This is a genomic window from Massilia niastensis DSM 21313, assembly GCF_000382345.1.
GTDB lineage: Bacteria > Pseudomonadota > Gammaproteobacteria > Burkholderiales > Burkholderiaceae_D > Telluria > Telluria niastensis.
The window spans coordinates 106,471-132,079 of record NZ_KB908086.1; the positions used below are offsets into that span (position 1 = coordinate 106,471).

24 protein-coding genes are annotated in these 25,609 nt (G+C 68.1%); 15 read left to right on the top strand and 9 right to left on the bottom strand.

The window, feature by feature from the left end; all coding sequences use genetic code 11:
- Positions 1-11: 11 nt before the first annotated feature.
- Positions 12-911, top strand: a complete 900-nt coding sequence (locus tag H162_RS0108835) for a LysR family transcriptional regulator (protein ID WP_020653100.1) — start codon at positions 12-14, stop codon at positions 909-911.
- A 14-nt stretch (positions 912-925) separates the two neighbouring features.
- Here H162_RS0108835 and H162_RS0108840 read toward each other — a convergent pair whose 3' ends face one another.
- Positions 926-1,804: an IclR family transcriptional regulator gene (locus tag H162_RS0108840; RefSeq protein ID WP_020653101.1), complete on the bottom strand. Its 879-nt coding sequence runs from the start codon at positions 1,802-1,804 to the stop codon at positions 926-928.
- A gap of 291 nt (positions 1,805-2,095) precedes the next feature.
- Between H162_RS0108840 and H162_RS0108845 the strand changes: the two genes are divergently transcribed.
- From H162_RS0108845 to H162_RS0108865, 5 genes are all read left to right on the top strand, one after another.
- Complete coding sequence (locus H162_RS0108845) at positions 2,096-2,884, top strand: RraA family protein (protein WP_020653102.1); 789 nt, start codon at positions 2,096-2,098, stop codon at positions 2,882-2,884.
- A 92-nt stretch (positions 2,885-2,976) separates the two neighbouring features.
- On the top strand, positions 2,977-3,957 hold the full coding sequence (locus tag H162_RS0108850) for a Bug family tripartite tricarboxylate transporter substrate binding protein (protein WP_020653103.1): 981 nt from the start codon (positions 2,977-2,979) through the stop codon (positions 3,955-3,957).
- A gap of 197 nt (positions 3,958-4,154) precedes the next feature.
- Positions 4,155-5,291 (top strand): porin, encoded by a 1,137-nt coding sequence (locus tag H162_RS32590; protein ID WP_020653104.1) that lies wholly within the window; start codon positions 4,155-4,157, stop codon positions 5,289-5,291.
- Between the two features lie 35 nt (positions 5,292-5,326).
- Positions 5,327-5,788 (top strand): tripartite tricarboxylate transporter TctB family protein, encoded by a 462-nt coding sequence (locus tag H162_RS0108860; RefSeq protein WP_020653105.1) that lies wholly within the window; start codon positions 5,327-5,329, stop codon positions 5,786-5,788.
- 9 nt (positions 5,789-5,797) lie between these two features.
- Complete coding sequence (locus H162_RS0108865; protein ID WP_020653106.1) at positions 5,798-7,342, top strand: tripartite tricarboxylate transporter permease; 1,545 nt, start codon at positions 5,798-5,800, stop codon at positions 7,340-7,342.
- Between the two features lie 36 nt (positions 7,343-7,378).
- Here the strand turns inward: H162_RS0108865 and H162_RS0108870 are convergent, their stop codons facing one another.
- Positions 7,379-7,600 (bottom strand): tautomerase family protein, encoded by a 222-nt coding sequence (locus H162_RS0108870; protein WP_020653107.1) that lies wholly within the window; start codon positions 7,598-7,600, stop codon positions 7,379-7,381.
- Positions 7,601-7,907: 307 nt separating this feature from the next.
- On the opposite strand from H162_RS0108870, the gene H162_RS0108875 reads away from it, so the two are divergent.
- Positions 7,908-8,966 carry an NAD(P)H-dependent flavin oxidoreductase gene (locus H162_RS0108875; RefSeq protein ID WP_020653108.1) on the top strand — a complete coding sequence of 353 codons (1,059 nt, stop codon included), beginning with the start codon at positions 7,908-7,910 and terminating at the stop codon, positions 8,964-8,966.
- 55 nt (positions 8,967-9,021) lie between these two features.
- Positions 9,022-9,564, top strand: coding sequence for a flavin reductase family protein (locus H162_RS0108880; protein ID WP_020653109.1), 543 nt, complete (start codon positions 9,022-9,024; stop codon positions 9,562-9,564).
- Between the two features lie 21 nt (positions 9,565-9,585).
- On the opposite strand, the gene H162_RS0108885 is transcribed toward H162_RS0108880, so the two are convergent.
- The 3 genes from H162_RS0108885 to H162_RS32595 form a co-directional block, all read right to left on the bottom strand.
- A complete protein-coding gene (locus H162_RS0108885; protein WP_020653110.1) occupies positions 9,586-10,770 on the bottom strand; it encodes an acetyl-CoA C-acyltransferase in 1,185 nt (394 codons plus the stop codon).
- Between the two features lie 110 nt (positions 10,771-10,880).
- Positions 10,881-11,348: a MarR family winged helix-turn-helix transcriptional regulator gene (locus H162_RS0108890; RefSeq protein ID WP_020653111.1), complete on the bottom strand. Its 468-nt coding sequence runs from the start codon at positions 11,346-11,348 to the stop codon at positions 10,881-10,883.
- Positions 11,349-11,438: 90 nt separating this feature from the next.
- The gene (locus H162_RS32595; RefSeq protein WP_020653112.1) at positions 11,439-13,934 is read right to left on the bottom strand and encodes a sensor domain-containing protein; all 2,496 of its coding nucleotides are present in this window, start codon (positions 13,932-13,934) and stop codon (positions 11,439-11,441) included.
- 212 nt (positions 13,935-14,146) lie between these two features.
- Here H162_RS32595 and H162_RS0108900 point away from each other — a divergent pair, with 212 nt between their 5' ends.
- Entirely contained in the window at positions 14,147-15,103 is a 957-nt protein-coding gene (locus H162_RS0108900) for a LysR family transcriptional regulator (protein ID WP_020653113.1), read from the top strand.
- Between the two features lie 120 nt (positions 15,104-15,223).
- Entirely contained in the window at positions 15,224-15,790 is a 567-nt protein-coding gene (locus H162_RS0108905; protein WP_020653114.1) for a YceI family protein, read from the top strand.
- A 59-nt stretch (positions 15,791-15,849) separates the two neighbouring features.
- Here the strand turns inward: H162_RS0108905 and H162_RS0108910 are convergent, their stop codons facing one another.
- Positions 15,850-16,242 carry an MAPEG family protein gene (locus H162_RS0108910; RefSeq protein WP_020653115.1) on the bottom strand — a complete coding sequence of 131 codons (393 nt, stop codon included), beginning with the start codon at positions 16,240-16,242 and terminating at the stop codon, positions 15,850-15,852.
- Between the two features lie 88 nt (positions 16,243-16,330).
- Positions 16,331-17,554, bottom strand: a complete 1,224-nt coding sequence (locus H162_RS0108915; RefSeq protein ID WP_020653116.1) for a metal-dependent hydrolase — start codon at positions 17,552-17,554, stop codon at positions 16,331-16,333.
- 160 nt (positions 17,555-17,714) lie between these two features.
- Here H162_RS0108915 and H162_RS0108920 point away from each other — a divergent pair, with 160 nt between their 5' ends.
- Positions 17,715-19,322, top strand: coding sequence for a methyl-accepting chemotaxis protein (locus tag H162_RS0108920; protein ID WP_020653117.1), 1,608 nt, complete (start codon positions 17,715-17,717; stop codon positions 19,320-19,322).
- A 14-nt stretch (positions 19,323-19,336) separates the two neighbouring features.
- On the opposite strand, the gene H162_RS0108925 is transcribed toward H162_RS0108920, so the two are convergent.
- The gene (locus tag H162_RS0108925; protein WP_020653118.1) at positions 19,337-20,242 is read right to left on the bottom strand and encodes an alpha/beta fold hydrolase; all 906 of its coding nucleotides are present in this window, start codon (positions 20,240-20,242) and stop codon (positions 19,337-19,339) included.
- Positions 20,243-20,255: 13 nt separating this feature from the next.
- Positions 20,256-20,447: a hypothetical protein gene (locus H162_RS33945; RefSeq protein WP_156885525.1), complete on the bottom strand. Its 192-nt coding sequence runs from the start codon at positions 20,445-20,447 to the stop codon at positions 20,256-20,258.
- Between the two features lie 287 nt (positions 20,448-20,734).
- Here H162_RS33945 and hemN point away from each other — a divergent pair, with 287 nt between their 5' ends.
- The 4 genes from hemN to ccoS are packed head-to-tail and all read left to right on the top strand — an operon-like array spanning position 20,735 to position 25,594.
- Entirely contained in the window at positions 20,735-22,174 is a 1,440-nt protein-coding gene (gene hemN, locus H162_RS0108935; RefSeq protein ID WP_020653120.1) for an oxygen-independent coproporphyrinogen III oxidase, read from the top strand.
- Positions 22,175-22,198: 24 nt separating this feature from the next.
- Positions 22,199-22,972 (top strand): sulfite exporter TauE/SafE family protein, encoded by a 774-nt coding sequence (locus H162_RS0108940; protein WP_020653121.1) that lies wholly within the window; start codon positions 22,199-22,201, stop codon positions 22,970-22,972.
- Entirely contained in the window at positions 22,969-25,413 is a 2,445-nt protein-coding gene (locus H162_RS0108945; protein ID WP_020653122.1) for a heavy metal translocating P-type ATPase, read from the top strand. The genes H162_RS0108940 and H162_RS0108945 overlap by 4 nt, the downstream gene beginning before the upstream one ends.
- A 1-nt stretch (position 25,414) precedes the next feature.
- Positions 25,415-25,594, top strand: a complete 180-nt coding sequence (gene ccoS / locus H162_RS0108950) for a cbb3-type cytochrome oxidase assembly protein CcoS (protein WP_020653123.1) — start codon at positions 25,415-25,417, stop codon at positions 25,592-25,594.
- Positions 25,595-25,609: the final 15 nt, after the last annotated feature.

Below are 25,609 nucleotides of genomic sequence, written 5' to 3' on the forward strand. Positions count from 1 at the left end.
AGGAATAGATCATGGATTTCCGGGATTTGCGCTACTTCGAGGTGATCGCGACCGAGGCCAACCTGGGGCGCGCCGCGGAACGATTGTTCCGGACCCAGCCGGCGCTGACCAAATGCATCGACCGGCTCGAGGCGGACCTGGGGGCGCAGCTGTTCGAGAAGAGCGGACGCAACATGCGCCTGACGGCGGCCGGCGCCGTGTTGCTTGCCCGGACGCGCCAGCTCGCGCTCATGGTCGAGGACACGTCGCGCGAGATGCAGGAACATGCCAATGGATTGCGGGGAACCCTGCGCGTGGGATGTGTCCCGACGGTCGCCGAACACCTGATGCCTGTCGTGTTCCAGGAACTCCTGGCGGAAGCGCCCGAGGTGAATGTGGAACTGATGGTGGCCATGAACGATGCCATCCTCGGCGCGCTGCGGGATGGCCAGCTCGACCTGGTCGTCGGTCCGGTGGTCGACGCCGACGAGGAGCTGGAGTCGGAACAGTTCGCCGAAGACGAGGCCGTTGTCATGACCAGCAAGGATCATCCCATTTTCAGGGGCAGCTATACCTTGGAGGATTTGCTCGATTACAAGTGGCTATTGCCCGCGACAACGGTGGCGAGCCGGCAGTTCCTCGACCAGGCCTTCGCCCGCAAGGGCCTGGCGCGGCCAACCGTCCAGATCGAATCGAACGTCTTGAACATGATTCTTCCGATCATCGAGAAGACGCATCTGCTGGGCTTCGTGTCGCGCTTCAACCTGCGCTCGGAGAGGGCGAACCTGCGCGAAGTCGAACTGCCCGAAACGACCATGAAGCGCCGGCTCGGGCTCACGTATCGAAAGACGGGCTATATTTCCCCGGTCATGCAACGGATCTCGGCCATCCTGCGCGCCAAGGGGACCGAGTCATTGGGCGGGCTCGGATAGGGCCAGGCGAGTACTTAGGGATTGCGCGCGGCCTGCGCCTCCTGCAGTACGACGATGTGCTTGCTGATCGCGGTGGCTTGCGCCTGCAGTTGCGGCACGATGTTCCCGAGCTCGTCGATTTCCTCGCTGGTATTTTGCGTCAACATCAGCAGGCTTCCCGTCACCTCGCCCGACTGCAGCACGATGGGCACTGCCACGCCCAGCATCTTCGTGTTGATCTTCCCTGTGTGCATCGCGTAGCCATTCTTGCGTATCTGCGACAGCTTGTCCCTGAATTCTTTCCACGTCGACCCAAGTCGCGCATCGGCGATGGCTTCCTGGCTGGAGAGATAGAGCGACTTGATCGTATGCGCCGGTAGATGCGCAAGGATGGCCTGGGAGCCCGCGCCCTGGAACAAGGGAAACGGGGTGCCGCGGTCGCGCAGGATCGGCATCGATTCGCTGTCCGTCCGGATGGCGTCGGCACCGGTCTTGTAGATGCACAGGACACGATCGTTGTACAGCGTGCACAACAGCAGCGCGCGGTTCGCACAATACTGCTGCAGGTTCGACATCGCCAGGGTGCCCGCCACGAACAAGGGGTCGGTCAGGCGCAGCAGGCGCTCCAGCTCGACGATCTTCGGTCCCAGCGAATAATTTCCTTTGCCCAGCTGCGCAAGAAATCCCGCACTGGACAGCTCCTTCAGGTAGCGGTAGGCCGTGGATTGGCTGACGCCGAACAGGGCGGCGACATCCTGCACATGCAAGGTGGTGCGATCGATGTTGAACAGGTCGAGGATGTTCAGGATCTTCGACGACGAACTCGCGGAATTCTCGCGTTCCGCGGATTTCGGCTCGGACGACAGGGGCGGGGCTGAGTCGTCGGCAGTCAGTGCGACTTTTTCCAGTTTCATCGGTCTTGTTGTGCTTACAAAAATTAGTCCAGAGCCACCATTGTAGTGGGAGCAGGGAGTCGGGACACCGGCCATCGATATTTTTCCGTCAGTAAACGTACCGCCAGCGCATCCGAGTGTGCACCAGGATGCCGTGTTGCGCAAACAATTTATCAAAATATGAGAATTAAACTTTTTCTTGATATGTGCGAAAAAACCTCTTAAGATCGATCCAGTTCGAAAAAACGATGCCGGACAGGACTGACGTTCCGGTCACGGAAATTCAACCTCCACTTACGAAATGGAAATCACATGAGCACATCCGACGTCAAGAAAGACTACGAAGAATATGCAGAGGCAGGCCGCATCTGGGGCCAGGTGCCGGCTGACCGTATCAAGAAGATCAAGTTCGAGCGCGCCTCCGCGGAGACCGTCGCACGCTTCCTGGCGCTGCCGGACCTGACGACCACCGTGTCCGACGTGCTGGACTCGCTGGGCATCTGCGGCGTGATCGCGGGCTCCCACATCCCGGCGCTGGTGGCCGGCAAGAAGATCGTCGGTCCCGCCGTCACGCTGCGCTCGATCCCCGAACGCAAGACGCCGACCCGTGCCTATCTCGACAAGGAGCCGATCAAGATGTCGACGCGCGAGATCTATTACCTGTCCGAACCCGGCGACGTGCTGGTCGCCGATTTCGGCGGCAACAAGGATGTCTCGAACATGGGCGGACAATCGTGCATGGTGGCGAAAACCACCGGCTTCGCCGGCGCCATCGTGAATGGCGCGGTGCGCGATCTCCCGGCGATTCGCGAACTCGACTATCCGGTGTGGGCGACCGGCGTGACCCCGATCACCGGAAAATTCCGGATGGAGGCGATCGAGATCAACGGCCCGGTCACCGTGCACAATATCGTCGTCTATCCGGGCGACCTGATCGTGGCCGATGACTCCGGTATCTGCGTGGTGCCTGGCGAACTGGCGGAGCAGGTCGTGACCGAGGCCGAAGCCATCGGCAAGGCGGAAGACACGATGCGCGACCTGATCGCCAGCAAGGCGCCGCTGAGCGAACTGCGCCCGCTGTTCCGCAAGCGTTACGACTGACCGAAGGCGTCGGGCGGCGTCCTCATGCGCCGCCGGTGCCACGCAAGTACGCATTACCCTGAAGAACCCTTACGTTTGATGGTGGAACCACGATGAAGAATCTCTTGAAATTTGGCTTTTACCTGGCATGCCTGGTTCCTGTGGCGGCGGCTTCCGCCCAAGGCGCCGCACACTATCCGTCGATGCCCGTGAAGATCGTCGTTCCATTCGCACCTGGCGGCGGCACGGACGTGATCGCCCGAGTGATTGCCCAGAGCCTGAGCAAGCGGCTGGGGCAACCGGTCATCGTGGACAACCGGCCCGGGGCCGGCGGTTCGCTCGGCGCGAGCCTGGTCGCCAACAGCAAGGCCGATGGCTACACTTTGCTACTCGGCAGCAATGGACCGATTTCGATCAATCCCTCGCTGTACCGAAAGCTGTCGTATTCGCCGACCCGTGACTTTGTCCCGGTCGCGAACATCGCCTCGGTTCCCTTCCTGATCGTGGCGCATCCATCCCTGCCCGCGAACAACATCGCGGAGCTCGTCAAGCTGGCCAGGAAGACGCCGGGTGCGATCACCTATGCCTCCCCCGGCAATGGCACGACCAACCACCTCGTCGGCGCGATGATCGAGGCGATGGCGGGCGTCGACATGCTGCACGTGCCCTATAAGGGCGCTGCCGCGGCGGCGAACGATGTCATCGGCGGACAGGTCGACATCATGTCCGGCGACGCCAATACCCTGCTGCCGATGGTGAAGAGCGGCAAGCTGAAGGCGCTCGCGGTGACCGGTTCCCACAGGAGCGATGTGCTTCCCAACGTGCCGACCGTCGCCGAAAGCGGGCTGCCGCAGTTCGACGCCACCGGCTGGTTCGGCCTCTTCGCACCGCGCGCCACCCCGGCCGCGATCACCGCGAAACTGAACCGGGAAGTCAACGAGGTCCTCAAGGACGAAGGCGTCAAGCAGCGCATCCATGCGCTCGGCGGCGTCGTGAACGGGGGCACGCCGGAAAAATTCCTGGAAATGACCACTGACGAATCCAGGAAGTGGGCCAAGCTCATTAGTGATCGAAAAATTCCCGTAGAGCAGTAAGCCGCCCGCGGCAACGCGCTGTCGCCGGCGTAGCGCTCACCCCTGATTCACTCCTGACCGAATCCACGATGCATGCCAACAGGCATGCAGGGGGAGCTTTTTGCCTGAATGTTGCCTGGACCGGGGAAAACCGGGACGCGTCACACCTCGCGAGACGAACAGGCTTTCTCTTACATAAAATAATGGAGACAAACATCATGAACAAAGTAGTGGCTTTCCTGGGCTGCGCGGTCATCGCGGGCAGCGCCGCGGCGCAGTCGAGCGTTTCGCTGTATGGCATTGCCGACGCCAGCATGAACTACACGGACTACAAGCGCGCCGCCGCCGGCCATCTGCTTGCCGTGGACAGCGGCGGCGGGCAGTCGGCCCGCATCGGCTTCCGTGGCAGCGAGAACATCGGCGACGGACTGTCGGCCTTTTACCAGCTCGAGGTCGGCTTCGGGATGGACACCGGCGCCTTGCTGTACAACGGCAGGCTGTTCGGCCGCCAGGCCATGGTCGGCCTCGACAGCAAGACGCTCGGCGCCATCGCCCTGGGCCGCATCTCGCCATTCTCGGCCGGCGCGGGCGTGTACGACATGTGGCGCACGATCGACCCGTTCAAGACGGCGTTCGGCATCGCCGGTTCGAACAATACCTTCTCCGCGGGCGCGATTCGCCTCGATAACGCCGTCGCCTACAAGACGCCGGTGCTCGGCGGCATCCAGGCCGGCGTCATGTATTCGTTCCAGTCGGCCCTGGCGCCGACGGCGGAAATTCCCGGCAGCCGGAACAACACCCGGACGGTGAGCACCGGCCTGAGCTACACGGCCGGGCCTGTGTATGCCGTCATCACGGTTGACATGATCAAGCCGGCGGTCCTGTCCACGGGCCCGCTGGCAGGTCGTGCCTATCCGACCCAGAAGACCTTGCAGGTGGGAGCCACCTATGACGCCGGGGTCGTGAAGCTCCACGCCGCCTATGCGAAGCAGAAGGATCACTCGGTGTATTCCCCGATCGCCGAGGAACTCGGCGTCGTGAGCACGGTGGATCCTGCGGCGCGGCCCGATGCGGACACCTACCTGCTGGGCGTCACCATCCCGATCCGGCAACACAGCTTCCTGGCCTCGTACCGGCTGCGCGACGGCAAGCCGTTCCGGACGACGGCGACCTCGACCTTCGAAGCCGACCGGCGCGTCCTTGGCTTTGCCTACCTGTATTCGCTGTCGAAACGCACCCGCCTGTACACCGAACTGGCCGAGTCCAGCGGCAGGAAGTCGATTGCCGAGGGCATCGCCGCCACGGATACGTATAACCGGCGTGAATTCCGTCTCGGCATCAATCACACCTTCTAGGCGACACAGGGCGAGATTCGTTCGTACATCACATCATGCAGATCAAAAATCAACAGGACTTTTGGGCGGGCCTGCTGTTCACCGCCTTCGGACTCTTGTTCGCCGGCTTCGGCACCCGGTATGCCTTCGGCTCGGCCGCGGACATGGGCGCCGGTTATTTTCCCACCTTGCTGGGTGTGCTCATGACCCTGATCGGCCTGTTCGTCGCCGCCGGCGCGCTGTCGCCGAAGGCGGAGGAACAGAAGGTGAACCGCTTCGCCTGGACCACGCTGCTGCTGGTCCTGGGCTCGGTGGTGCTGTTCGGCCTGCTGCTCGAAGCGCTCGGCCTCGTGCTCTGCATCCTGATGGTGGTCGGCGTCTCCAGCTATGCCAGCCATGAATTCTCGTGGAAGGCCGCGATCGCCAACGCGGCCTTCCTGATCGCCCTGAGCCTGTTCGTCTTCATCTACGCCCTCAAACTGCAGTTTCCCATCTGGCCGGCCGTGTTCAGCGCCTGAGGATTCACCATGAACGATCTTCTTTCCCATCTCTCCATCGGCTTCGGCGCGGTGCTGGCATCCGAAACGCTGACGCTGTTCGGCATCACGATGAGCATCCCGATGAACCTCGTGTATTGCCTCATCGGGGCCATCATCGGCACCCTGATCGGGGTGCTTCCCGGGCTTGGCCCGGTCGCGACCATCGCGATGCTGCTTCCCGCCACCTACGCCTTGCCGCCGCTGGGCGGCCTCATCATGCTGGCGGGGATCTATTACGGCGCCCAGTATGGCGGCTCCACCACGGCGATCCTGGTCAATTTGCCCGGCGAGACGTCCTCCGTCGTCACCTGCATCGATGGCTACCAGATGGCGCGCCGCGGCAGGGGCGGCGTGGCATTGACCACCGCCGCTGCCGGCTCGTTCTTCGCCGGCTGCGTCGGCATCCTGATGCTGGCCGCGTTCGCCGTGCCGCTGGCCGACGTCGCCTTCCAGTTCGGACCGGCCGAGTATTTTTCGCTGATGGTGCTGGGACTGATCGGCGCCGTGGTCCTGGCGGCGGGATCGCTGCCGAAGGCGATCGGGATGATCTGCCTTGGGCTGTTGGGCGGCACGGTCGGCACCGACATCAACTCCGGCGCTTCGCGCTACGCGTTCGATATCCCGGAGCTGGCCGACGGGATCGGATTCGTCGCCGTCGCGATGGGGGTGTTCGGCTTCGCCGAGGTGATTACCAACCTGGAGCAGAAGGGACAGCGGGAAGTGTTCACCAACCGGCTGACCAGCATGTTCCCGAGCAAGGATGACTTCCGCCGCATGATCGCACCGATCCTGCGCGGGACGGCGCTCGGCTCCGCGCTCGGCATCCTCCCCGGCGGTGGCGCGGCGCTGGCGGCGTTCGGCGCGTATTCCCTGGAAAAAAAGGTCGGCAAGAACAAGGCCGAGTTCGGCAAGGGCGCCATCGAAGGCGTGGCCGGCCCGGAGTCGGCGAACAATGCGGCCGCCCAGACCTCGTTCATCCCGCTGCTGACCCTGGGAATTCCACCGAACGCGGTAATGGCGCTGATGGTGGGCGCCATGATGATCCACAACATCCAGCCGGGCCCACAGGTCATGACCAGCAATCCCCCCCTGTTCTGGGGACTGGTCGTCTCGATGTGGGTCGGGAACGTGATCCTGGTGCTGCTGAACCTGCCGCTGATCGGCATCTGGGTCAAGCTGCTGACCGTGCCATACCGTTTTCTTTACCCGGCCATCCTGGTGTTCTGCTGCATCGGCGTCTACACCGTCAACAACAGCAGCTTCGACGTCTTCATGACGGCCGGATTCGGGGTGCTCGGCTATGTGTTCATCAAGCTCGGTTGCGAGGGCGCTCCTTTGATGCTGGGCTTTGTACTGGGGCCCATGATGGAGGAGAACTTCCGCCGCGCCCTCCTGCTGTCGCACGGCGACTTCAGCGTGTTCTTCACGCGCCCGATTTCGCTGGCGCTGCTCGCCGCCACCGTGATCCTGGTCGTGATCGTCGCGCTGCCCTCGATCAGGAGCAAGCGCGAGGAAGCGTTCCAGGAAGAGTGACGCGGTAACGCCGGCGGTCACGGTTCCCCGGTTGCCTCAACCGGCCTGTTTCCTGGCGGCCGCACGCTGGCGGCGCAGGGTCACCATCTCGCCGCCGTGGCCCCAGTTGTCGGTATTGACTTCGTCGATGACGACGAAGGTCGATTCGGGATCCTTGTCGAGGACCTTGACGACCAGGTCGGTGGCGCCGGCGATCAGTTGTTCCTTCTGCTGTTTGGTGACACCTTCGTCGGTCACCTGGATCAGGATGTAGGGCATGACGTTCTCCTTTGTGCGGTGGATGGTGGGGGCGGCGCCTGCGCCCCGTGGTGCAGCGCGCCGTCCATGGATGCCACTATAGGCCGGCGCCCAAGCCGGAAAAAGATGGACTTGGGAAAGACAATCGATACACGATGTAATGAATCGCCGGATTCCGCACGCGCCCGCGAACGGCTGGGCAGGAGGAGCACCGCGGCCGCGCCATTCGTTACATGGCGTATCAGCAGAATTTCCTTATACTTGATTATCGGATAGTAAAGCCAGCCTATACTCGAGCCATCGTCAACTCTGTTCTATCGAGGTAACCATGACCGCACTGACGTCCCTGCTGGGCATCCGCCACCCCATCATCCAGGCGCCGATGGCCGGCGTTTCCACGCCGCGCCTGGCCGCCGCCGTGTCCGAGGCCGGCGCGCTCGGCTCGATCGCCGTCGGCGCCGGCAACGCCGAACAGGCGCGCGCCGCGATCGCCGAGGTGCGCAAGCTCACCGGCAAGCCCTTCAACGTCAACGTGTTCACCCACCGCCCGGCCCAGGCCGATCCGGCGCGCGAAGCGGCCTGGCTGGATTACCTGCGGCCGCGCTTCGCAGCCCAGGGCGCCCAGGCGCCGGCCAGCCTGCGCGAGATCTACACCAGCTTCCTCGGCGACCCCGCCATGCTGGAGGTGCTGGTGAGCGAGCGTCCGGCGGTGGTCAGTTTCCATTTCGGCCTGCCGACCGCGCAGCAGGTCGAAGCCCTGCACGGCGCCGGCATCGTGCTGATGGCGAGCGCCACTTCGCTGGAAGAAGCGCGCCGGATCGAGGCGGCCGGCATCGACGTGGTGGTGGCGCAGGGCTATGAAGCCGGCGGCCACCGCGGCGTGTTCGACACGGAGCGGCCCGACCCGGCGATCGGCACCCTGGCGCTGGTGCGCCTGCTCGCCGCGCGCCTGCGCATCCCCGTGGTGGCGGCGGGCGGCATCATGGACGGGCAGGGCATCGATGCGGTGCTGCGCCTGGGCGCCAGCGGCGCCCAGCTGGGCACCGCCTTCATCCTGTGCCCGGAATCCTCGGCCACGCCGCACCACCGCGGCCTGATGCGCCAGGGCGGCGAAGGACTGGACACCGCGATCACGGCCGCCATCTCCGGGCGCCCGGCGCGCGGCCTGGTGAACCCGTTCTTCGACGCGGTCGGCGCGGCCGGCCATCCACCCATCCCCGACTACCCGATCGCCTACGACGCCGCCAAGGCCCTGCATGCCGCGGCCGCGGCGCGCGGGGTGCAGGATTATTCGGTCAACTGGGCCGGGCAGGGCTTCGCGCTGGCGCGTGAAATGCCGGCTGGTGAACTGGTGCGCACCCTGGCCGGGGAAATGCAGGCGCGCTGACGACAAGCGGGGCGCGGCGGCGTCATGCCCTCGCACCCTGCGATAGGGAGGTGAGATGCCGCGCAAGCATGCCATGCCGCTCGAACAGGTGCGGCGCTACCTGGAACCGGGACCGGTGGTGCTGGTCTCGTCCGCGCACGGGGAAGAGCGCGACATCATGGTGATGGGCTGGCATACGGTGATGGAATTCAGCCCCTCGCTGGTCGGCTGCGTGATTTCCTCGGCCAACCACAGCTACGGGCTGGTCCGCGCCAGCGGCGAATGCGTGATCAACCTGCCGACGACGGCGCTGACCGAACAGGTGCTCGGGATCGGCTCCACGAGCGGGGCCGACATCGACAAGTTCGCCTGCTTCGGCTTGACGCCGGAAGCGGCCGAGGTGGTGGGCGCGCTCGCCATCGGCGAGTGCCACGCCCAGTTCGAATGCCGGCTGTACGACGACAGCCTGGTCGACCGGTACGATTTCTTCATCTTCGAAGTGGTCGCGGCCCGCGCCGCCGCCACGCCGAAGCACCCCCAGACCCTGCACTACAAGGGCGACGGCGTGTTCATGGTGGCGGGCGACATCATCCGGCGCCGCCGGTCCGGGCTCAAGTAGGCGCCGGGCCGGCCGCCGTCCTTACAGCGCTTCGAGCGCCAGCGCGATGCCCTGGCCGCCGCCGATGCACAGCGAGACGATGCCGCGCTTCGCCTGGCCCAGCCGCATCGCGTGCAGCAGCTTGACGGTCAGCACCGCGCCGCTGGCGCCGATCGGGTGGCCGTGGGCCACCGCGCCGCCGTCGATGTTGATGGCGTCGTGCGGGATGCCCAGCGCCTTGGCGACCGCGAGCGGCACCGCGGCGAAGGCTTCGTTGATCTCGAAGCGGTCGACGTCTTCCAGGCGCCAGCCGGCGCGCGCCAGCGCCAGCTGGATCGCCGGCACCGGGCCGAGGCCGAACATGTCGGGCTCGACGCCGGCCACGCCGACCGCCACCAGGCGCGCGAAGGGCTGCAGGCCCAGCTTGTCGGCGTGGGCGCGGTGGGTCACCACGGTGGCGGCCGCGCCGCTGTTCAGGCCCGGGGCATTGCCGGCCGTGATCGTGCCGCCGTCCTGGAAGGCCGGGCGCAACCTGGCCAGCGTCTCGATGGTGGTCTCGGGGCGCACCGCCTCGTCGCGGTCGAACACGATGCTGCCTTTCTTCTGCGGCACCTCGACGCCCACGATCTGGGCGGCGAAGGCGCCGGCCGCCTGGGCCGCGGCGAAGCTCTGCTGCGAGCGCGCCGCCCAGCGGTCCTGCTCGTCGCGGCCGATCTCGCAGCGGGTGACCAGGTTCTCGGTATGCCAGCCGGAGTGCTTGCCCGAGAAGGCGTCGTTCAGGCCGTCGTACAGCAGGCTGTCGAGGATCTCGGTGTGGCCCATGCGCGCGCCCCAGCGCGCCTGCGGCATCAGGTAGGGCGCCTGGTCCATGTTTTCCATGCCGCCGGCGATCAGGAGCTCGCCCTGGCCGGCCAGGATCTCGGCCGCCGCGCTGGCGATCGCCTGCGCCCCCGAACCGCACACCCGGTTGAGGGTCATGGCCGGTACGTTCACGCCCAGGCCCCCATGGATCGCCGCCTGGCGCGCCGGGTTCATCCGGTTGCCGGCCTGGACCACGTTGCCGAGGATGACGCCGTCGACCTGGCGCGCATCCAGGCTCGCCTGGGCCAGCACGCCGCGCACGACGGTGGCGCCCAGTTCGGTGGCGGGAACGGTCTTCAGGCTGCCGTTGAAGGCGCCGATGGCGGTGCGCAGCGGAGCGCACAGGACGATGTCGCGTTGGGTCATGGGTTTTCCTCTCATGCAATGGTGGAAGATGAAGCTTCGAAAATGCAAGTGAGAGTATATACACCTATTTGCGGACCTGCAGCGGTTCTTACTTAAGGGAGAGGAGAGTCTCAGTCCTCGGCGGCCGCCGGCGCGCCGACCAGGTCGTGCACGCCGCTGGCGACCACCGCCGCCATCATGGCGCGCAACTGTTCGACCTCGAGCGCGCCGAAGCGCTCGGCGAACTGCTGCTGGGCGCGTTCCCAGGCCGGCATGGCGCCCTCGATCACCTCGCGTCCGCGCCCGGTGAGTTCGATGACCCGCTCGCGCCGGTCCAGGGCGCTCGGCCGGATGCTGACCAGCTCCTCGCGCACCAGCGGCTGCAGGTTGCGCGCCAGGGTGGTGCGGTCCATCACCATCGCCCGCGCCAGCTGGTTGACGTTGGTCTGCGCCCTGAGCAGCTTGGCCAGGATCGAGAACTGCGTCACGCGCAGGCCGGTACCGCTGAGCACCTGGTCGTAGTACGAGGTCAGGTAGCGCGACGCCTGGCGCAGGGCGGAGCAATAGCAGGGCGTAGTGGCAAGCTTGTCGGAAATCATCGTGTTACGGCAGCGAACCGCGGACCCGGGTGGAAAAATTGCAGTATACCGGTTCGCGCGCCTTTTCCAGCGTGCACGCGCAGCCCGGCCTCAGTGGGAAGCGTTCGCATGCTGGCAATGCAGGCCGGTCGAGCGCACCCAGGCCGGCAGTTCGCTGGCCGGCAGCGGCGGCGCGACGTAGTAGCCCTGGGCCTCGTCGCAGCCGCAGGCCAGCAGCGCATCCCAGATCTCGCGCGTGGCCGTGCCTTCGGCCACCACTCCCAGGCCGAGGTCGTGCGCCAGGTCGATCGTGGCCTTGACGATCGCGCCGGCGCGCGGGTCGCGCAGCATGTTGGTGGTGAAGCCGTGGTCGATCTTGATCACGTTCACCGGCAGCATGGTGAGATAGTTGAGCGACGAGTAACCGGTGCCGAAGTCGTCGATGAACAGCCGGAAGCCCATGCCGCTCAGGGTATTGAGCTGGGCGATCGAGGCGTCCGGGTCGACGATCAGGCTGCTTTCGGTGATCTCCAGGCCCAGCCAGTCGGGCGTCGCGCCCCAGGTCGCGAGCAGGGTGCGCAGGTCGGCCGGCAGGTTGCCCGCGGTCAGGTTGCGGGTCGAGAGGTTGACCGCGATCGGCAGCGCCAGTCCATCCCGGCGCCAGCTGTGCGACTGGCGCATCGAGGCCTGCAGCATGTGGCTGGTCAGGGTGTGGATCAGTTCGGTGGACTCGATCAGCGGCACGAATTCGGCGGGCGGCACCATGCCGAGCTGGGGATGGCGCCAGCGCACCAGGGCCTCGACCCCGATCACCTCGCAGCTCGCCATCGCCACCTTGGGCTGGCAGTACAGTTCGATCTGCCCTTCCTCGATCGCGTTGCGGAACTGGCCGAGCAGGGCCAGGCGCTGCGGATCGTAGGGGTCGAGCGCGGCCTCGTACACCATGGCCTTGTGGCCGTGCTGGCGCGCCAGGTAGACCGCGACGTCGGCCTTGCGCACCAGGTCGGCCGGGTTGTGCGCATGGCCGGGCGCCAGCGCGATGCCGATGTGGGCGCTGATCTCGTACTTGACCCCGCCGATCAGGAAGGTGGTCTCGAAGGCGCGCGCGACCTTCTCGGCCAGCGCGCTCGCGTTGTAGGCGCGCGTGCCGTGCAGGATGGCGGTGAACTGCGCATTCCCGCAGCGCGACAGCTGCGCGTCCTCGCCGACCAGCATGGCCAGGCGGCCGGCGACGTCGCGCAGCAGGGTGTCGCCGTTCATGTGGCCCAGGGTCAGGTTGATCTCGCGGAAGTGGGCCAGCTCGATGGTGAGCAGGGCCACCGGTTCCTCGCGCTCCTCGCCGGCGCGGAAGGCGGCGTCCAGGAACTGGCGCATCGCCACCCGGTTCGGCAGGCCGGTGATTTCGTCGGAGAAGGCGAGGCGGTGGATCTCGTTCTGCGCGCGCTTGAGATCGGTGACGTCCTGGATGATGCCGACGATGCGGCGCGGCGCGCCGTCGCGGCCGCGCACGATGTCGGCCTGCGAGTGCGCGTAGCGGATGTCGCCGTCCGTGTGCACGATGCGGTACTCGTGGTCGTAGCGCAGGCCCGGGGTGTCGAGGGCGCGCTGGCGCGCGGCCGCCATGCCGGCCACGTCGTCGGGATGGACGCGGTCGAACAGGTCGACGAGCGTATACGGCTCCCGGGCCGGGCCCTTGCCGGCCGGGTCGAGCTCGAACAGGCGGAAGGTCTCGTCCGAGGTGGTCTCGATCACTTGCGTGGCCACGTCGGCGACCCAGGTGCCGATGTGGGCGATTTCCTGGGCGTGGCGCAGGTCGGACTCGGTGCGCACCAGCAGGTCGCGCAGGCGCTGCTGCTCGGTGACGTCGACGGTGGCGCAGGCGAACCAGTTGCGCGACCGGCGCTCGCCCGCGACCCGGCGCCCGCAGGCGCGCAGCACGTGCTCGCTGCCGTCGGGCCAGGTGACGGGCAGGGCGCACTCGAAGGCTTCGCCGTCCAGGATGCAGCGTTCGATCGCCTGTTCGAAGGCGGCGCGCTCGTCCGGATGCACGGGGGCCAGCAGGGCTTCCAGCGAGGGCGTCACGCTGGCCGGGTCCAGGCCCAGGTTGCGGTATTGCTGGGCCGACCAGTTCATCCTGCCGGTGCTGAGGTTCAGGATGCCGCCGCCCATCCCCGTCACTTCCTGCGACACCGCGATCACGTCCTGCAGGTGGGCCAGCCTGGCCTGGGCATCCTCGGCTTCGGACTGGTCCTGGGTGACCACCAGCACCGCGGCCGGTTCGGTGTCGTCCAGCCGGTAGCACAGCAGGTGGCAGCGCACGAAGGAGCCATCCCGGCCCAGGTGGCGCAGCCCCGGCAGTTCGGCCTCGCCTGTGACGGCGGCCTCGGCGACCGCCGCGTGCACCCGGTCCTGGTCGTCGGGCTGGAACAGCGCCAGCAGGTCGGCGCCGCGCCATTCGTCGGCCTGGTAGCCGTAGGCGGCGCCGGCGCAGGCATTGATCGCCATCACGCGCAGGCTGGCGCTGTCGCACACCAGCATCGGCGCCGGCGCGCGCTGGAACGCGATGCGGTACCACTGGCTGTGGGGGGCATGGTGCGCATGCTGCATGGCCTGACTCCCGGGCCCCGCCGCGGGACGGAGCGTTGTTGGGCTGTGAATACTATGGGCTAAGCGGCTACCCGCGTCCAGTCATTTTGCGCCTTTCCCGCGCCTGCGTCCAAAGGGGAGAGACGGTGCGGCGCAGTGGGCGGCGCCTTGCCCGCGGGCCGCCACTGATGGCATGATTCAAACGATTTGAATTGCCGAGACCCTTATCCGCCATGACCACTCCCCGCGACGCCCTGACGCCCGCCGCCCTGGCGATGCTGTCCTCCATTGCCGAGCACGGCAGTTTCGCGGCCGCCGCGCGCGCGCTCGGCATGGTCCCGAGCGCGCTCACCTACCGGGTGCGGGTGATCGAGGAAGCGCTCGACGCCCTGCTGTTCGACCGTAACTCGCGGCGCGCGCGCCTGACCGAGGCCGGCGCCGAGCTGCTGCGCGAGGGCGCGCGCCTGCTGGACGACATCGACGCCATCGCCAACCGGGTGCAGCGCGTGGCGACCGGCTGGGAATCGCATTTCACGATCGCGGTCGACAGCGTCATCGACCGCGCCACCATGATGGAGCTGTGCGCCGCCTTCTTCGCGCTGGACGCGCCGACCCGCCTGAAGCTGCGCACCGAGACCCTGTCCGGCACCCTCGAGGCGGTGGTCACCGGGCAGGCCGACCTGGCCGTGGGCGTGGTGCTGGACGCCAGGAACCGGGTCGGGCTGCAGCGCGAAACCCTGGGCACCCTGGAATTCGTGTTCGCGGTCGCAGCCGCGCATCCGCTGGCGGCGGCGCCGGAGCCGCTGGCCGAGGACACGGTGCGCGCCCACCGCGCGGTGGTGCTGGCCGATTCGGTCGGACGGGGCGACGGCCTCACGGTCGGCACCCTGTACGGGCAGGAAGTGTTCACGGTCGGCGACGTGCACGCCAAGCTCGAGGCCCACCTGCGCGGACTGGCGATCGGCTACCTGCCGCTGCCGCTGGCGCGTCCCTACCTGGCCAGCGGCGCCCTGGTCGCCAAGCGGCTGGCCCGGCCCGAGCACCGCCTGACATTTTCCAGCGTCTGGCGCAGCGGCGACAAGGCCAGCCAGGGCAGGGCGCTGCAGTGGTGGCTGGAGCAGATCCGCAGCCCGGTGACCCAGGCGGCCCTGCTCGGGGAGCGGAGTGCGGGGCAGCCGGCATTCAAATAATTTGAATGCTGCCGTCGGAAATCTTGCGTGGCCGTCGGGGAAACGCGGCGGATAATGCCGCTTCGCCGCGCCGACGGACCATGCCTGCCGGCCCAACCATCCACTACACGGACATCCAGAATGAAAAAACTGACCGCCTTCCTGCTGGCCGCCGGCGTCTCGCTGAGCGCAGCCGCCGCCCCGGAAACCTATGTCATCGACGGCACCCACACCCTGCCGCGCTTCGAGTACAGCCACTTCGGCTACTCGAACCAGGTCAGCCGCTTCGACAAGACCAGCGGCAAGATCGTGCTGGACCGTGCGGCCAAGAGCGGCTCGGTCGACGTCGTGATCGACACCACCAGCATCAACACCGGCTTCCCGGTCTTCAATGGCCACATCCAGGGTGAAGACTTCCTCGACACCAAGAAGTTCCCGAGCATCACCTTCAAGTCGAACAAGCTGAATTTCAACGGCGACAAGCTGGCTTCGGTCGACGGCAACCTGACCATCAAGGGCGTGACCAAGCCGGTGCGCCTGGATGTCACCTCGTTCCAGTGCATGGCGCACCCGCTGCTGAAGAAGGATGCCTGCGGCGCGAATGCGGTGGCCACGATCAAGCGCAGCGAGTTCAACGCCGGCAAATACGCTCCCTACGTGGGCGACGACCTGACCCTGACCATCCCGGTCGAAGCGGTCAAGGAGTAAGTCCCACCCGGCGCAGTAATGCCGTTCAGTCGGTAGCGTGGGCGGATTCTCCGCCCGCGCTACCGCAGGATCGCCACCAGCACCATCGCCAGTCCCGCCACCGACACGCTCCACACGAGCGTGCGCAGCACCGGAATCCCGGCCGCATACAGCGGCACGTAGACGATCCGCGCCAGCAGGTACAGCCAGCAGCCCCACCGGGTCAGGTCGCCCTCGCGGCCGCCGACATGGGCGATCAGCACCGCCGCCGCGAACAGCGGCAGGGTCTCGAACAGGTTGGCCTGGGCGCGCTGCAGGCGCGCCGTGACCGCGCCCGCCGGCGGCGCGTGGCCGTCGCGCGCGCCCACGTTGTAGTCCAGGCCCGTCTCCTTGCTGCGCAAGGTCGCCGGCAGCAGGATCTGGACGATCGCCAGCACCAGCGTCCATCCAAGTAGTGTCAGTTCGGTGCTCATCGCTTTCCCTTCGGTTGTCGTTTCGCCAGACTGCACGGCGATGATACGACGGCCCGCTCTGCCGCGGAACGCTTTTCTCGACAGCGTATCAGTCCGGCTCCAGCCCGAGCAGGTCGGCGCGCGGCCGCCCCCATCGGGGCAGCGGCGCCGGGCATGGCTGCCCCGCGCGTTCGGCATAGGGCAGGCTGGAGAAGTTCGCCTCACCCGGGCGGCTGTAGCGGACATCGGTGGCGATCCCGCCGGCCAGGTAGGGTACGCGGGCGAAGCGCAGCCAGGCGTCGAAGTGGCAGTTGTCGCGCTGGAGGGCGCGCAACTGCGCCAGGCTGCCGCCGGTGTGCGCATTCCAGGCCAGCGCGGCCGGCCCGGCTGCGCCGCCGCCGAAGCGCGCCGGGCAGTGCGCGACCGGGTTCAGGCCGGGCGCCAGGCTCAGCACGCCGAGCCGCACCGCATAGCTGCCCTTGCGGCCATCGTCGCTGACGGTGGCGAAAGCCCAGCACAGCGGGTTGGACGGGAAGGCCGACAGCGGCAGGTCGAGGATGCGGCTGCCGGGGTCGAGCCGGAGCTGGGCCGCGCGCACCTGCGCGCGCGCTTCGTTGCCGGCGACGGCCTGCACGCCGACGAAGCCCAGACTGGCCGCCAGGGCGGCCAGCAGCCCCGCCGCGGCGCCGCGCAGGCGCGCGGCCAGCGCCACCGCGCCGCCCAGCAGTCCCAGTCCCAGCAGCGAACCCCATTGCAGGAAGCCCTGCAGCGTGAACAGCACCGGCGCCGCGGCCAGCAGGACCAGCAGCACCCGGCGCGGCCGCCCGCCCGGCGCCAGCATGGCCAGCGCGACGCCGAAGCTGCACCAGAACACCGGCTCGATGATGAACACCATGTCGCCGTACAGCCAGCGCGCATCGAGCGGGTGGAAGGGGTGCAGGCCGTACACGTTCAGGGCGTCCATCGCCAGGTGCAGCAGCATCCCGGCCACGCTGGCGGCGAGCACGCCCCGGCGCGCCGCGGCGCTGCCGGCCAGCAGCCGGCGCGCGCCCGGCCACAGCAGCCAGAGCAGGGCCAGCAGCAGCGCCACCTGGGGCAGGGCGTACAGCAGGGTGTGGGTATGGCCGCGGTGGTGCATCAGGTAGCCGAGCGGCTCCGCCAGCAGCGGCGTCAGGAACAGGTCGAGGTCGGGAAAATTGCTGGAAAGTAGACCGGTGGCGAGCAGGACCCGGCGGCGGGTGCGCGCGCGTTGCGGGTCGGGTTCGGCCGGCAGGGCGCGGTCGGCCAGTTCGCCGAGGGCAAGGCCGACCAGGGAATGGGAAAGGTTATCCATTTCGAAATCTTACACTGCCAACAAGTTTTGACGTGCGACAACAAGTTTTTCCTCTCCCTAGCGCACGACTTATCTGTGCTTTTTGATGTAGGTCAAAAAATTTGTGAATACCCTTCGCTAGAATGCAAAACATTGCTTGTAGGAAAAATAGGAGCCTGTCGTGCGTAACAACCAGCCGGTCACCGGCATCGAGTACCTGTTGAAAGAGGGCCAGTCCATCGTCTCGAAAACCGACGTCAAGGGCCGGATCACCTATGTGAACCCGAGCTTTGTCGAGGTCAGCGGATTTTCGGAAGCCGAGCTGCTTGGCAAGGCCCACAACCTGGTGCGCCATCCGGACATGCCGCCCGAAGCCTTCGCCGACCTGTGGGACACCCTGAAGAAGGGCGAGCCCTGGACCGGCCTGGTCAAGAACCGGCGCAAGAACGGCGACTTCTACTGGGTGGTCGCGAACGTGGTGCCGGTCAAGCAGGGCGGCGAGATTACCGGCTACATGTCGGTGCGCACCGCGCCGACCCGCGAGCAGGTGCGCGCGGCCGCCGAGCTGTACCGCAGGATCCGCGCGGGCGAGGCGAAGGGCCTGGTGCTCGCGCGCGGCAAGGCGGTGCGCGGCGGCTGGCGCCTGCGCCTGGCCGGCCTGCGCGAACTGCCGCTGACGCGCCGCCTCGGCGTGATGATGGGCGCCCAGGCCGCGCTGCTGGGCGGGCTGGGGCTCACGGCCGCCAGCACCGTGTGGCAGGTGCTGGCGGCGCTGGGCGCGGCCGGCACCCTGGTGGCCTGGGCCGAACTGCACCGCACCATCGCGCGGCCGCTGGCCGACGCCACCGCCAGCGTCCACGCGCTGGCCGGCGGCGACCTGGCCCATCCCTGCGCGGTCCGGGGCGGCGGCGAGATCGGCCGCCTGCAGCTGGCGCTGCGCCAGCTGAATGTCAACCTGAAGGCGATCGTCGGCGACGTGCGCAGCAATGTCGACTCGATCGAGTACGCCGCGCGCGACATCGCGGCCGGTAACGCCGACCTTGCCAGCCGTACCGAGGCGCAGGCGGCCAGCCTGGAACAGACGGCCAGCAGCCTGGGCCAGATCGCGGCGGCGGCCAGCCGGAATACCGACAGCGCGGAACGCGCCGACACCCTGGTGATAGCCGCTTCCACCGTGGCGGGCCGCGGCGGCGATGCGGTCGAGCGGGTCGGCAGCACCATGGGCCAGATCAGCGCTTCCGCCACCCGCATCGTGGACATCATCGGCCTGATCGACGGCATCGCCTTCCAGACCAATATCCTGGCCCTGAATGCGGCGGTCGAAGCCGCGCGGGCGGGCGAGCAGGGGCGCGGCTTCGCGGTCGTGGCCGGCGAGGTGCGCAGCCTGGCGCAGCGCTCGGCCACGGCGGCCAGGGAAATCAAGGTCCTGATCGACGCCTCGGTCGGGCAGGTCGGGGAGGGCAGCGCCCTGGTGGTCGACGCCGGCCAGACCATGCGCGAGGTGGTGGCGTCGGTCCGCGACGCCGCCGCCATCATGGGAAAAATCACAGGCGCCAGCCGCGAGCAGGGACAGAGTATCGCCCAGGTCAACGACGCCATGGCCCAGCTCGACGCGATCACCCGCCAGAATGCCGCCCTGGTCGAGGAAGCGGCGGCGGCTTCCGGCAATGTGGCGGACGAGGCGGCCCGCCTGGTGCAGGCCCTGTCCGTGTTCAAGTTCCACGATGGCCAGGGCGGGCGCCGGCCTTCGCCTGCATCCGCGCTGGCGCTGGCCGGCAGCCGGCACTGATCAGGCCCGGGACCTCATGTCTGCGACGCCGCCAGGAAGGGCAAGGCGCGCGCAAGCAGCAGTTCGGGCGCTTCCTCGGGGATGTAGTGACCGCAGGGCAGCGCTTCGCCCTCGACATCCTGGGCCAGATGACGCCATTCACGCAGGGGAGCGAAGCAGCGATGCACCACGCCCTGCGCTCCCCACAGGACGAGCAGGGGCATCGGCAGCCGGAAGCCGTTGCCGATGTCGATCCGGTCGTGTTCGAGGTCGATGCCGGCCGAGGCGCGGTAGTCCTCGCAGATGCCGTGGGCGGCGCCGGGCAGGGCGAGGCAGCGCGCATATTCCTGCAAGGCACGCGGATCGAAGGGCGCCAGTCCCGCGCTCCTGCGCCCCATGACATCCCTCACGTAGGCCGCCGGATCGGCCTCGATCAGGCGTTCGGGCAGCGGTGCCGGCTGGATCAGGAAGAACCAGTGCCAGTAGGCGCGCGCGAACTGCTCCGTGGTTTGCGCATACATCGCCAGCGTGGGCGCGATGTCGAGCAGGACCAGGCGTTGGACGGCGTCGGGATGGTCGGCCGCCAGTCGGTGGGCGACGCGTGCGCCGCGATCGTGCGCCATCACGCTGAATTGCGCGAAGCCCAGCGACTGCATGACACGCAGCATGTCGCCGGCCATCGTGCGCTTGCTGTACTGAAGGTGGTCGCTGTCGCCGGCCGGCTTCGAGGAATCCCCATAGCCGCGCAGGTCGCAGGCGATGACGGTGAAGCGCTCGCGCAGGCTTGGTGCGACCTTGTGCCAGATGGCGTGGGTCTGCGGGTGGCCGTGCAGGAGCAGGAGCGGAGGGCCGTCTCCGCCAATGAGCGCATGGATGTTCACGCCGGGAGAAACCTCGACCTGCTGCGAGCGGAATCCAGGAAAGAGCTGGGTGCTTGTCATGATCGTATCGAAATTAAAGTGACTGATCGGGCCTGGCGCGTGCCTGGGATGCCACGTTCTTCAGCCAGGGATGGTATTCCTGCCAGCGCGTCGCCAATTCCTTGATCGCGGACAGGTGCGGCAGCGATGCGCCGAGCATGTCCCAGGGGCGCTGCCGGATGTATCCATCATATTCAAAATATGAGGCAGAATAATTGATATTCAATTACTTCATTCGGTCGCACAGGTTACGAATAAAGTTCTTGAGGATTTGTCCTCCCTTGCCCTGGCGGTGAAGCGCGGCAGCCTTGCCGCTGCAAGCGCCGCGAAGCGGAGAAGCGGGAAGGGCAATGGAAGCGCTGCCGAGTTGCCATGGTGGTCAATTTTTCAGCTCGGCAGTCTCTGTCATATTTGATGCAAGTCAAGGATTTCGCAGAAGCAGATCAATAGACTGACAGCTGATCATGTCGCTTTGCATTTCCGCAAGGCGCACGCAGCTGGAGTTTACTTGTCATGCTCGTTGAAGTGTCACCGGCCGCCCCCAAGGCGGCGCCCATCGCCCTGCACCCTGTCGTCGAATTCGATGCCGACCTGCTCGGCCGGCTCGGCAAATCCGGCCCGCGCTACACTTCCTACCCGACCGCGGACCGCTTCAGCGCCGAATTCGGCTACCGCGACTACCTGCACGCCGTCGCCGGCGTGCGCACCCGCGGCGCCAAGCGTCCGTTGTCGCTGTACATCCACATCCCGTTCTGCGACACGGTCTGCTATTACTGCGCCTGCAACAAGATCGTCACCAAGCGGCGCGACAAGGCGGCCACCTACCTGTCCTACCTGAAGCGCGAGATCGAGATGCAGGGCCTGCTGTTCGCCGGCATCAACGAGGTCGAGCAGTTGCACTTCGGCGGCGGCACCCCGACCTACCTGTCCGACGCGCAGATGGGCGAGCTGATGGACCACCTGCGCCGCAGCTTCCGTTTCGCCTCCGACGAGATTGGCGAGTACTCGATCGAGGTCGATCCGCGCACCGTCTCCGTCGAACGGGTGCACGGCCTGCGCCGCCAGGGTTTCAACCGCATCAGCCTGGGCGTGCAGGACTTCGATCCGGAGGTGCAGAAAGCCGTGAACCGGATCCAGCCCGAGGCCGAGACGCGCGCCATCATCGACGCTTCGCGCGCCGCCGGCTTCCGCTCGGTCAGTATCGACCTGATCTACGGCCTGCCGAAGCAGAGCCCCGAGAGCATGGCGCGCACCCTGGACCAGGTGGTGGCTGCCGACCCCGACCGGATCTCGGTCTACCACTACGCCCACATGCCGCACCTGTTCAAGCCGCAGCGCCGCATCAGCCCGGACGACATGCCGGACAGCGAGGCCAAGCTGGCGATGCTCCAGCTGTGCATCGAGCGCCTGACGGCGGCCGGCTATGTCTATATCGGCATGGACCATTTCGCCAAGCCGGGCGACGACCTCGCCGTGGCCCAGCGCCAGGGCCGCCTGCACCGCAACTTCCAGGGCTATTCGACCCATGCCGACACCGACCTGGTGTCCTGCGGCGTCTCGGCCATCGGTGCGGTGGGGGCAACCTACAGCCAGAACGCCAAGACCCTCGACGCGTATTACGAGCTGCTCGACCGCAACGAACTGCCGGTGGCGCGCGGCATCCGCCTCGGCATGGACGACGCGCTGCGGCGCACCATCATCCAGAAGCTGATGTGCCAGTTCGAGCTGTCGGTGCCGGCGATCGAGCAGGCCTTCCCGATCGTGTTCGGGGCGTACTTCGCGAACGAGCTGGCCCAGCTGCGCCGGATGGAGCGCGACGGACTGGTGATCCTCGGCGACGAATGGATCAGCGTGACGATGAAGGGGCGCCTGCTGATCCGCAATGTGTGCATGGTGTTCGACCGCTACCTCGCGGCCCGCGCCCCGGGACCGCGCCATTCCCGGACCATCTGATCGTTTGACAAGCGAAAGAGGCGCATGAACGGCATCAGCCTGATTCCCGTGTTCCTGGTCGGCCTGCTCGGCAGTGTCCATTGCGCCGGCATGTGCGGCGGCATCGTCGGCGCCCTGGCGGTGGCGGGAGGGCAGCCAGGCCCGCAGCCCGGCGCGCGGCCGGCGTTTCCGGTGCCGGTGCGCAGCGCGGCCGCGCAGCCGGCGGCGCGGGTGGGCGCCTACAACGCCGGGCGCATCGCCAGCTACATGGCGGCGGGCGCGCTGGCCGGCGGGCTGGCGGGCGGCGCCGCCAGGCTGGCCCAGCTGCCCGCCCTGCAGGCCGCCGGCTACTGGGCCGCGAACCTGATGCTGGTGGCCCTCGGCCTGTTCCTGATGGATGCCTGGCGCGGCCTGGCGCGGCTGGAGCAGGGCGGCCAGGCGCTGTGGAGCCGGGTGCGTCCGCTGCTGCGCCGGGTCGGCGCGCCAAGCACGCCCGGACGCATGTTCGCGGCCGGCGCGCTGTGGGGCTGGCTGCCCTGCGGCATGGTGTACAGCGTGCTGGTGACGGCGATGCTGAGCGGCTCGGCCCTGGGCGGCGCCGGCGTGATGCTGGCCTTCGGCCTGGGCACCCTGCCGATGCTGGCGGCGCTCGGGCTGGCGGGCGACAGCCTGCGCGGCCTGCTGCGGCGGCGCCCGGTCCGGATCGGCTGCGGCCTGCTGATCCTCGGATTCGGCCTGCTCGGCCTGGCGCGCGCGCTCGGGGGCCTGCCGGCCAGCTGGGTGCAGGCGCTGTGCGTGGCGCCCGGGAGCGCGGCATGAGCGCCGTTCTGGCGCAAAGCGTGGCGCAAAGCGCGGCGCACAGCGCGGCGGCCGCGAACGCGCGCGATGGATGCTTTCACTGCGGGCTGCCGGTGCCGGGCGGGAGCCGCTGGGCGGCGACGATCGCCGGCAGTGCGCGCAGCATGTGCTGCCCGGGTTGCGCGGCGGCGGCCCAGGCCATCGTCGACGGCGGCTTCGGCGACTACTATGCCACCCGCACCGAATTCGCGCCCCAGGCCGACGGCGCCGCGCCCGACGCGCCCGAACTCGCGCTGTACGACGGCCAGGACGCGGACGGCGAGGGCGTCTATACCGTCGAAGGCATGCGCTGCGCGGCCTGCGTGTGGCTGATCGAACGGCGCCTAGGGCAGCTGCCGGGGGTGATCGAGGCCAGCCTGAACGTCGCCACCGGGCGCCTGCGGGTGCGCTGGGAGCCGGGCGCCTGCACGCCGAGCCGGATCCTGCGCACCCTGCGCGCGATCGGCTACACCGCCTATCCCTACGATGCGCGGCGCCACGGCGAACAGCTCGAGCGCGCCCGCAAGACCCTGTTCCGCCAGCTGTTCGTGGCCGGACTGTCGATGATGCAGGTGATGATGTACGCGCTGCCGGTCTACATGGCGGCCGACGGCAGCATGGAGGCCGGCATGACGGCGCTGATGCACTGGGCCTCGCTGTTCCTGACCCTGCCGGCGGTGTTCTATTCGGCGCGGCCGTTCTTCGCCGGCGCCTGGCGCGACATCCGGCGCGGCATGCCCGGCATGGACGTGCCGGTCGCGCTGGGCATCGTCGCGGCCTTCGGCGGCAGCTGCGCCGCGCTGCTTGCCGGCCAGGGCGAGGTCTACTTCGATTCGGTCACGATGTTCGTGTTCCTGCTGCTGGGCAGCCGCTATCTCGAGCTGGGCGCGCGCCGCAAGGCGGCCGAGGCGCTCGAGCGCCTGCAGCAGGGCGTGCCGGCATCGGCCCTGCGCCTGCGCGGCGATCCCGCCTTGCGCGACACCGAGCTGGTGGCGGCCGGCGCGCTGGCGCCGGGCGACCTGGTGCTGGTGCAGGCCGGCCAGGCCGTGCCGGCCGACGGCGTCATCGTCGAGGGCGAGACCGAAGTCGACCTGGCGCTGCTGACCGGCGAGAGCCGCACCCGCCGCCGCACGGTGGGCGACCCGCTGCCGGGCGGCGCGATCAACGCGGCCCAGGCGGTGGTACTGCGCGTGAGCTCGGCCGCGACCGACAGCACCCTGGCGATGCTGGTGCGCCTGGTCGAGCGCGCGGGGCAGGGCAAGCCGGCGCTGGCGCTGTGGGCCGACCGGGTCGCGGCCTGGTTCGTGCTGGCCCTGCTGGGGCTGACGGTGCTGGTGTTCTTCCTGTGGCAGGCGTTCGACCCGGCGCGCGCCTGGCCGGCCGCGATCGCGGTGCTGGTGGTGTCCTGCCCGTGCGCGCTGTCGCTGGCGACGCCGACCGCGCTGGCGGCGGCCACCGACCGCCTGCTGCGGCGCGGCGTGCTGGCGGTGCAGCCGCATACGCTGGAAACCTTCGAGCGCGCCACCCATGTCGTGTTCGACAAGACCGGCACCCTGACCGTGGGCCGGCCGGTGCTGCGCCATACCCTGGCGGTCGGGGCGCTGGGCGACCTCGAATGCCTGCGGATCGCGGCCGCCATCGATGGCGACAGTCCGCATCCGCTCGGGCAGGCGATCCGCGCCGCCGGCGGGCCGGACCTGCCGGCCGCCGAGAACGTGCGCTACGTGGTGGGGCAGGGCGTCGAAGGCTGGGTCGAGGGGCGCCTGTACCGGATCGGGCGGGCCAGCTTCGTCGAGGGCCTGGCCGGCGGCGTGGCGCGGGCCTCGGCGCCGGCCGGCACCACCTCGGTCTGGCTCGGCACCGCCGGCAGCTGGCTGGCGCGCCTCGACCTCAGCGACGCATTGCGGCCCGAGGCGATCGAGGTGGTGAAGCGCTTCCAGGACAGCGGCAAGTCGGTGGTGCTGCTTAGCGGCGACGAGCAGAGGGCGACCCAGGCGGTGGCCACCCAGCTGGGCATCGCCACCGCCATCGGCGACCGCCTGCCGGAAGAGAAGCTGGCGTATGTGCGCAAGCTGCAGGCCGAGGGGGCGGTGGTGGCGATGGTCGGCGACGGCATCAACGACGCGGCGGTGCTGCGCGGCGCCGACGTCTCGTTCGCCATGGGCGGCGGCGCCGAGCTGGCCCAGCTGCATGCCGACGGCGTGCTGCTGGGCGGCGACCTCGCGCCGCTGGCCGACGCGGCCGAGACCGCGCGCCGCAGCTTCGCGGTGATCCGCCAGAACCTGATCTGGGCCACGGCCTACAACCTGGCCGCGATCCCGGCGGCGGCCACCGGCATGCTCGATCCCTGGCTGGCGGGGATCGGCATGGCGGCCAGCTCGGCGGTGGTGGTGCTCAACGCGCTGCGCCTCAGGAGGGATTGAGATGGAAGCCCTGTACCTGCTCATCCCGCTGAGCGTCTGCCTGGTGGCGCTGGCGCTGTGGATTTTCTTCGGCGCCGCGGACAGCGGCCAGTTCGACGACCTGGAGGGGCCGGCGCTGCGCATCCTGCGCGATGACGATGGCGCACGCGACGAGCCCGGCGGGGGAGCGGCGGGGCCCTGAACAGGCGCGGGCGGC

Coding starts and splice junctions, on each gene's coding strand:
- H162_RS0108870 (WP_020653107.1), bottom strand. CDS start 7,600: ATGCCCTACATCCTGATCCAGGTGACCGACGAAGGTGTCACCAAACAG.
- H162_RS0108915 (WP_020653116.1), bottom strand. CDS start 17,554: ATGGATAACCTTTCCCATTCCCTGGTCGGCCTTGCCCTCGGCGAACTG.
- H162_RS0108940 (WP_020653121.1), top strand. CDS start 22,199: ATGAACGGCATCAGCCTGATTCCCGTGTTCCTGGTCGGCCTGCTCGGC.
- H162_RS0108910 (WP_020653115.1), bottom strand. CDS start 16,242: ATGAGCACCGAACTGACACTACTTGGATGGACGCTGGTGCTGGCGATC.
- H162_RS0108835 (WP_020653100.1), top strand. CDS start 12: ATGGATTTCCGGGATTTGCGCTACTTCGAGGTGATCGCGACCGAGGCC.
- H162_RS0108900 (WP_020653113.1), top strand. CDS start 14,147: ATGACCACTCCCCGCGACGCCCTGACGCCCGCCGCCCTGGCGATGCTG.
- H162_RS0108865 (WP_020653106.1), top strand. CDS start 5,798: ATGAACGATCTTCTTTCCCATCTCTCCATCGGCTTCGGCGCGGTGCTG.
- hemN (WP_020653120.1), top strand. CDS start 20,735: ATGCTCGTTGAAGTGTCACCGGCCGCCCCCAAGGCGGCGCCCATCGCC.
- H162_RS0108945 (WP_020653122.1), top strand. CDS start 22,969: ATGAGCGCCGTTCTGGCGCAAAGCGTGGCGCAAAGCGCGGCGCACAGC.
- H162_RS0108840 (WP_020653101.1), bottom strand. CDS start 1,804: ATGAAACTGGAAAAAGTCGCACTGACTGCCGACGACTCAGCCCCGCCC.
- H162_RS0108905 (WP_020653114.1), top strand. CDS start 15,224: ATGAAAAAACTGACCGCCTTCCTGCTGGCCGCCGGCGTCTCGCTGAGC.
- H162_RS0108850 (WP_020653103.1), top strand. CDS start 2,977: ATGAAGAATCTCTTGAAATTTGGCTTTTACCTGGCATGCCTGGTTCCT.
- H162_RS32595 (WP_020653112.1), bottom strand. CDS start 13,934: ATGCAGCATGCGCACCATGCCCCCCACAGCCAGTGGTACCGCATCGCG.
- H162_RS0108875 (WP_020653108.1), top strand. CDS start 7,908: ATGACCGCACTGACGTCCCTGCTGGGCATCCGCCACCCCATCATCCAG.
- H162_RS0108880 (WP_020653109.1), top strand. CDS start 9,022: ATGCCGCGCAAGCATGCCATGCCGCTCGAACAGGTGCGGCGCTACCTG.
- H162_RS0108845 (WP_020653102.1), top strand. CDS start 2,096: ATGAGCACATCCGACGTCAAGAAAGACTACGAAGAATATGCAGAGGCA.
- H162_RS0108860 (WP_020653105.1), top strand. CDS start 5,327: ATGCAGATCAAAAATCAACAGGACTTTTGGGCGGGCCTGCTGTTCACC.
- H162_RS0108885 (WP_020653110.1), bottom strand. CDS start 10,770: ATGACCCAACGCGACATCGTCCTGTGCGCTCCGCTGCGCACCGCCATC.
- H162_RS0108890 (WP_020653111.1), bottom strand. CDS start 11,348: ATGATTTCCGACAAGCTTGCCACTACGCCCTGCTATTGCTCCGCCCTG.
- ccoS (WP_020653123.1), top strand. CDS start 25,415: ATGGAAGCCCTGTACCTGCTCATCCCGCTGAGCGTCTGCCTGGTGGCG.
- H162_RS0108925 (WP_020653118.1), bottom strand. CDS start 20,242: ATGACAAGCACCCAGCTCTTTCCTGGATTCCGCTCGCAGCAGGTCGAG.
- H162_RS32590 (WP_020653104.1), top strand. CDS start 4,155: ATGAACAAAGTAGTGGCTTTCCTGGGCTGCGCGGTCATCGCGGGCAGC.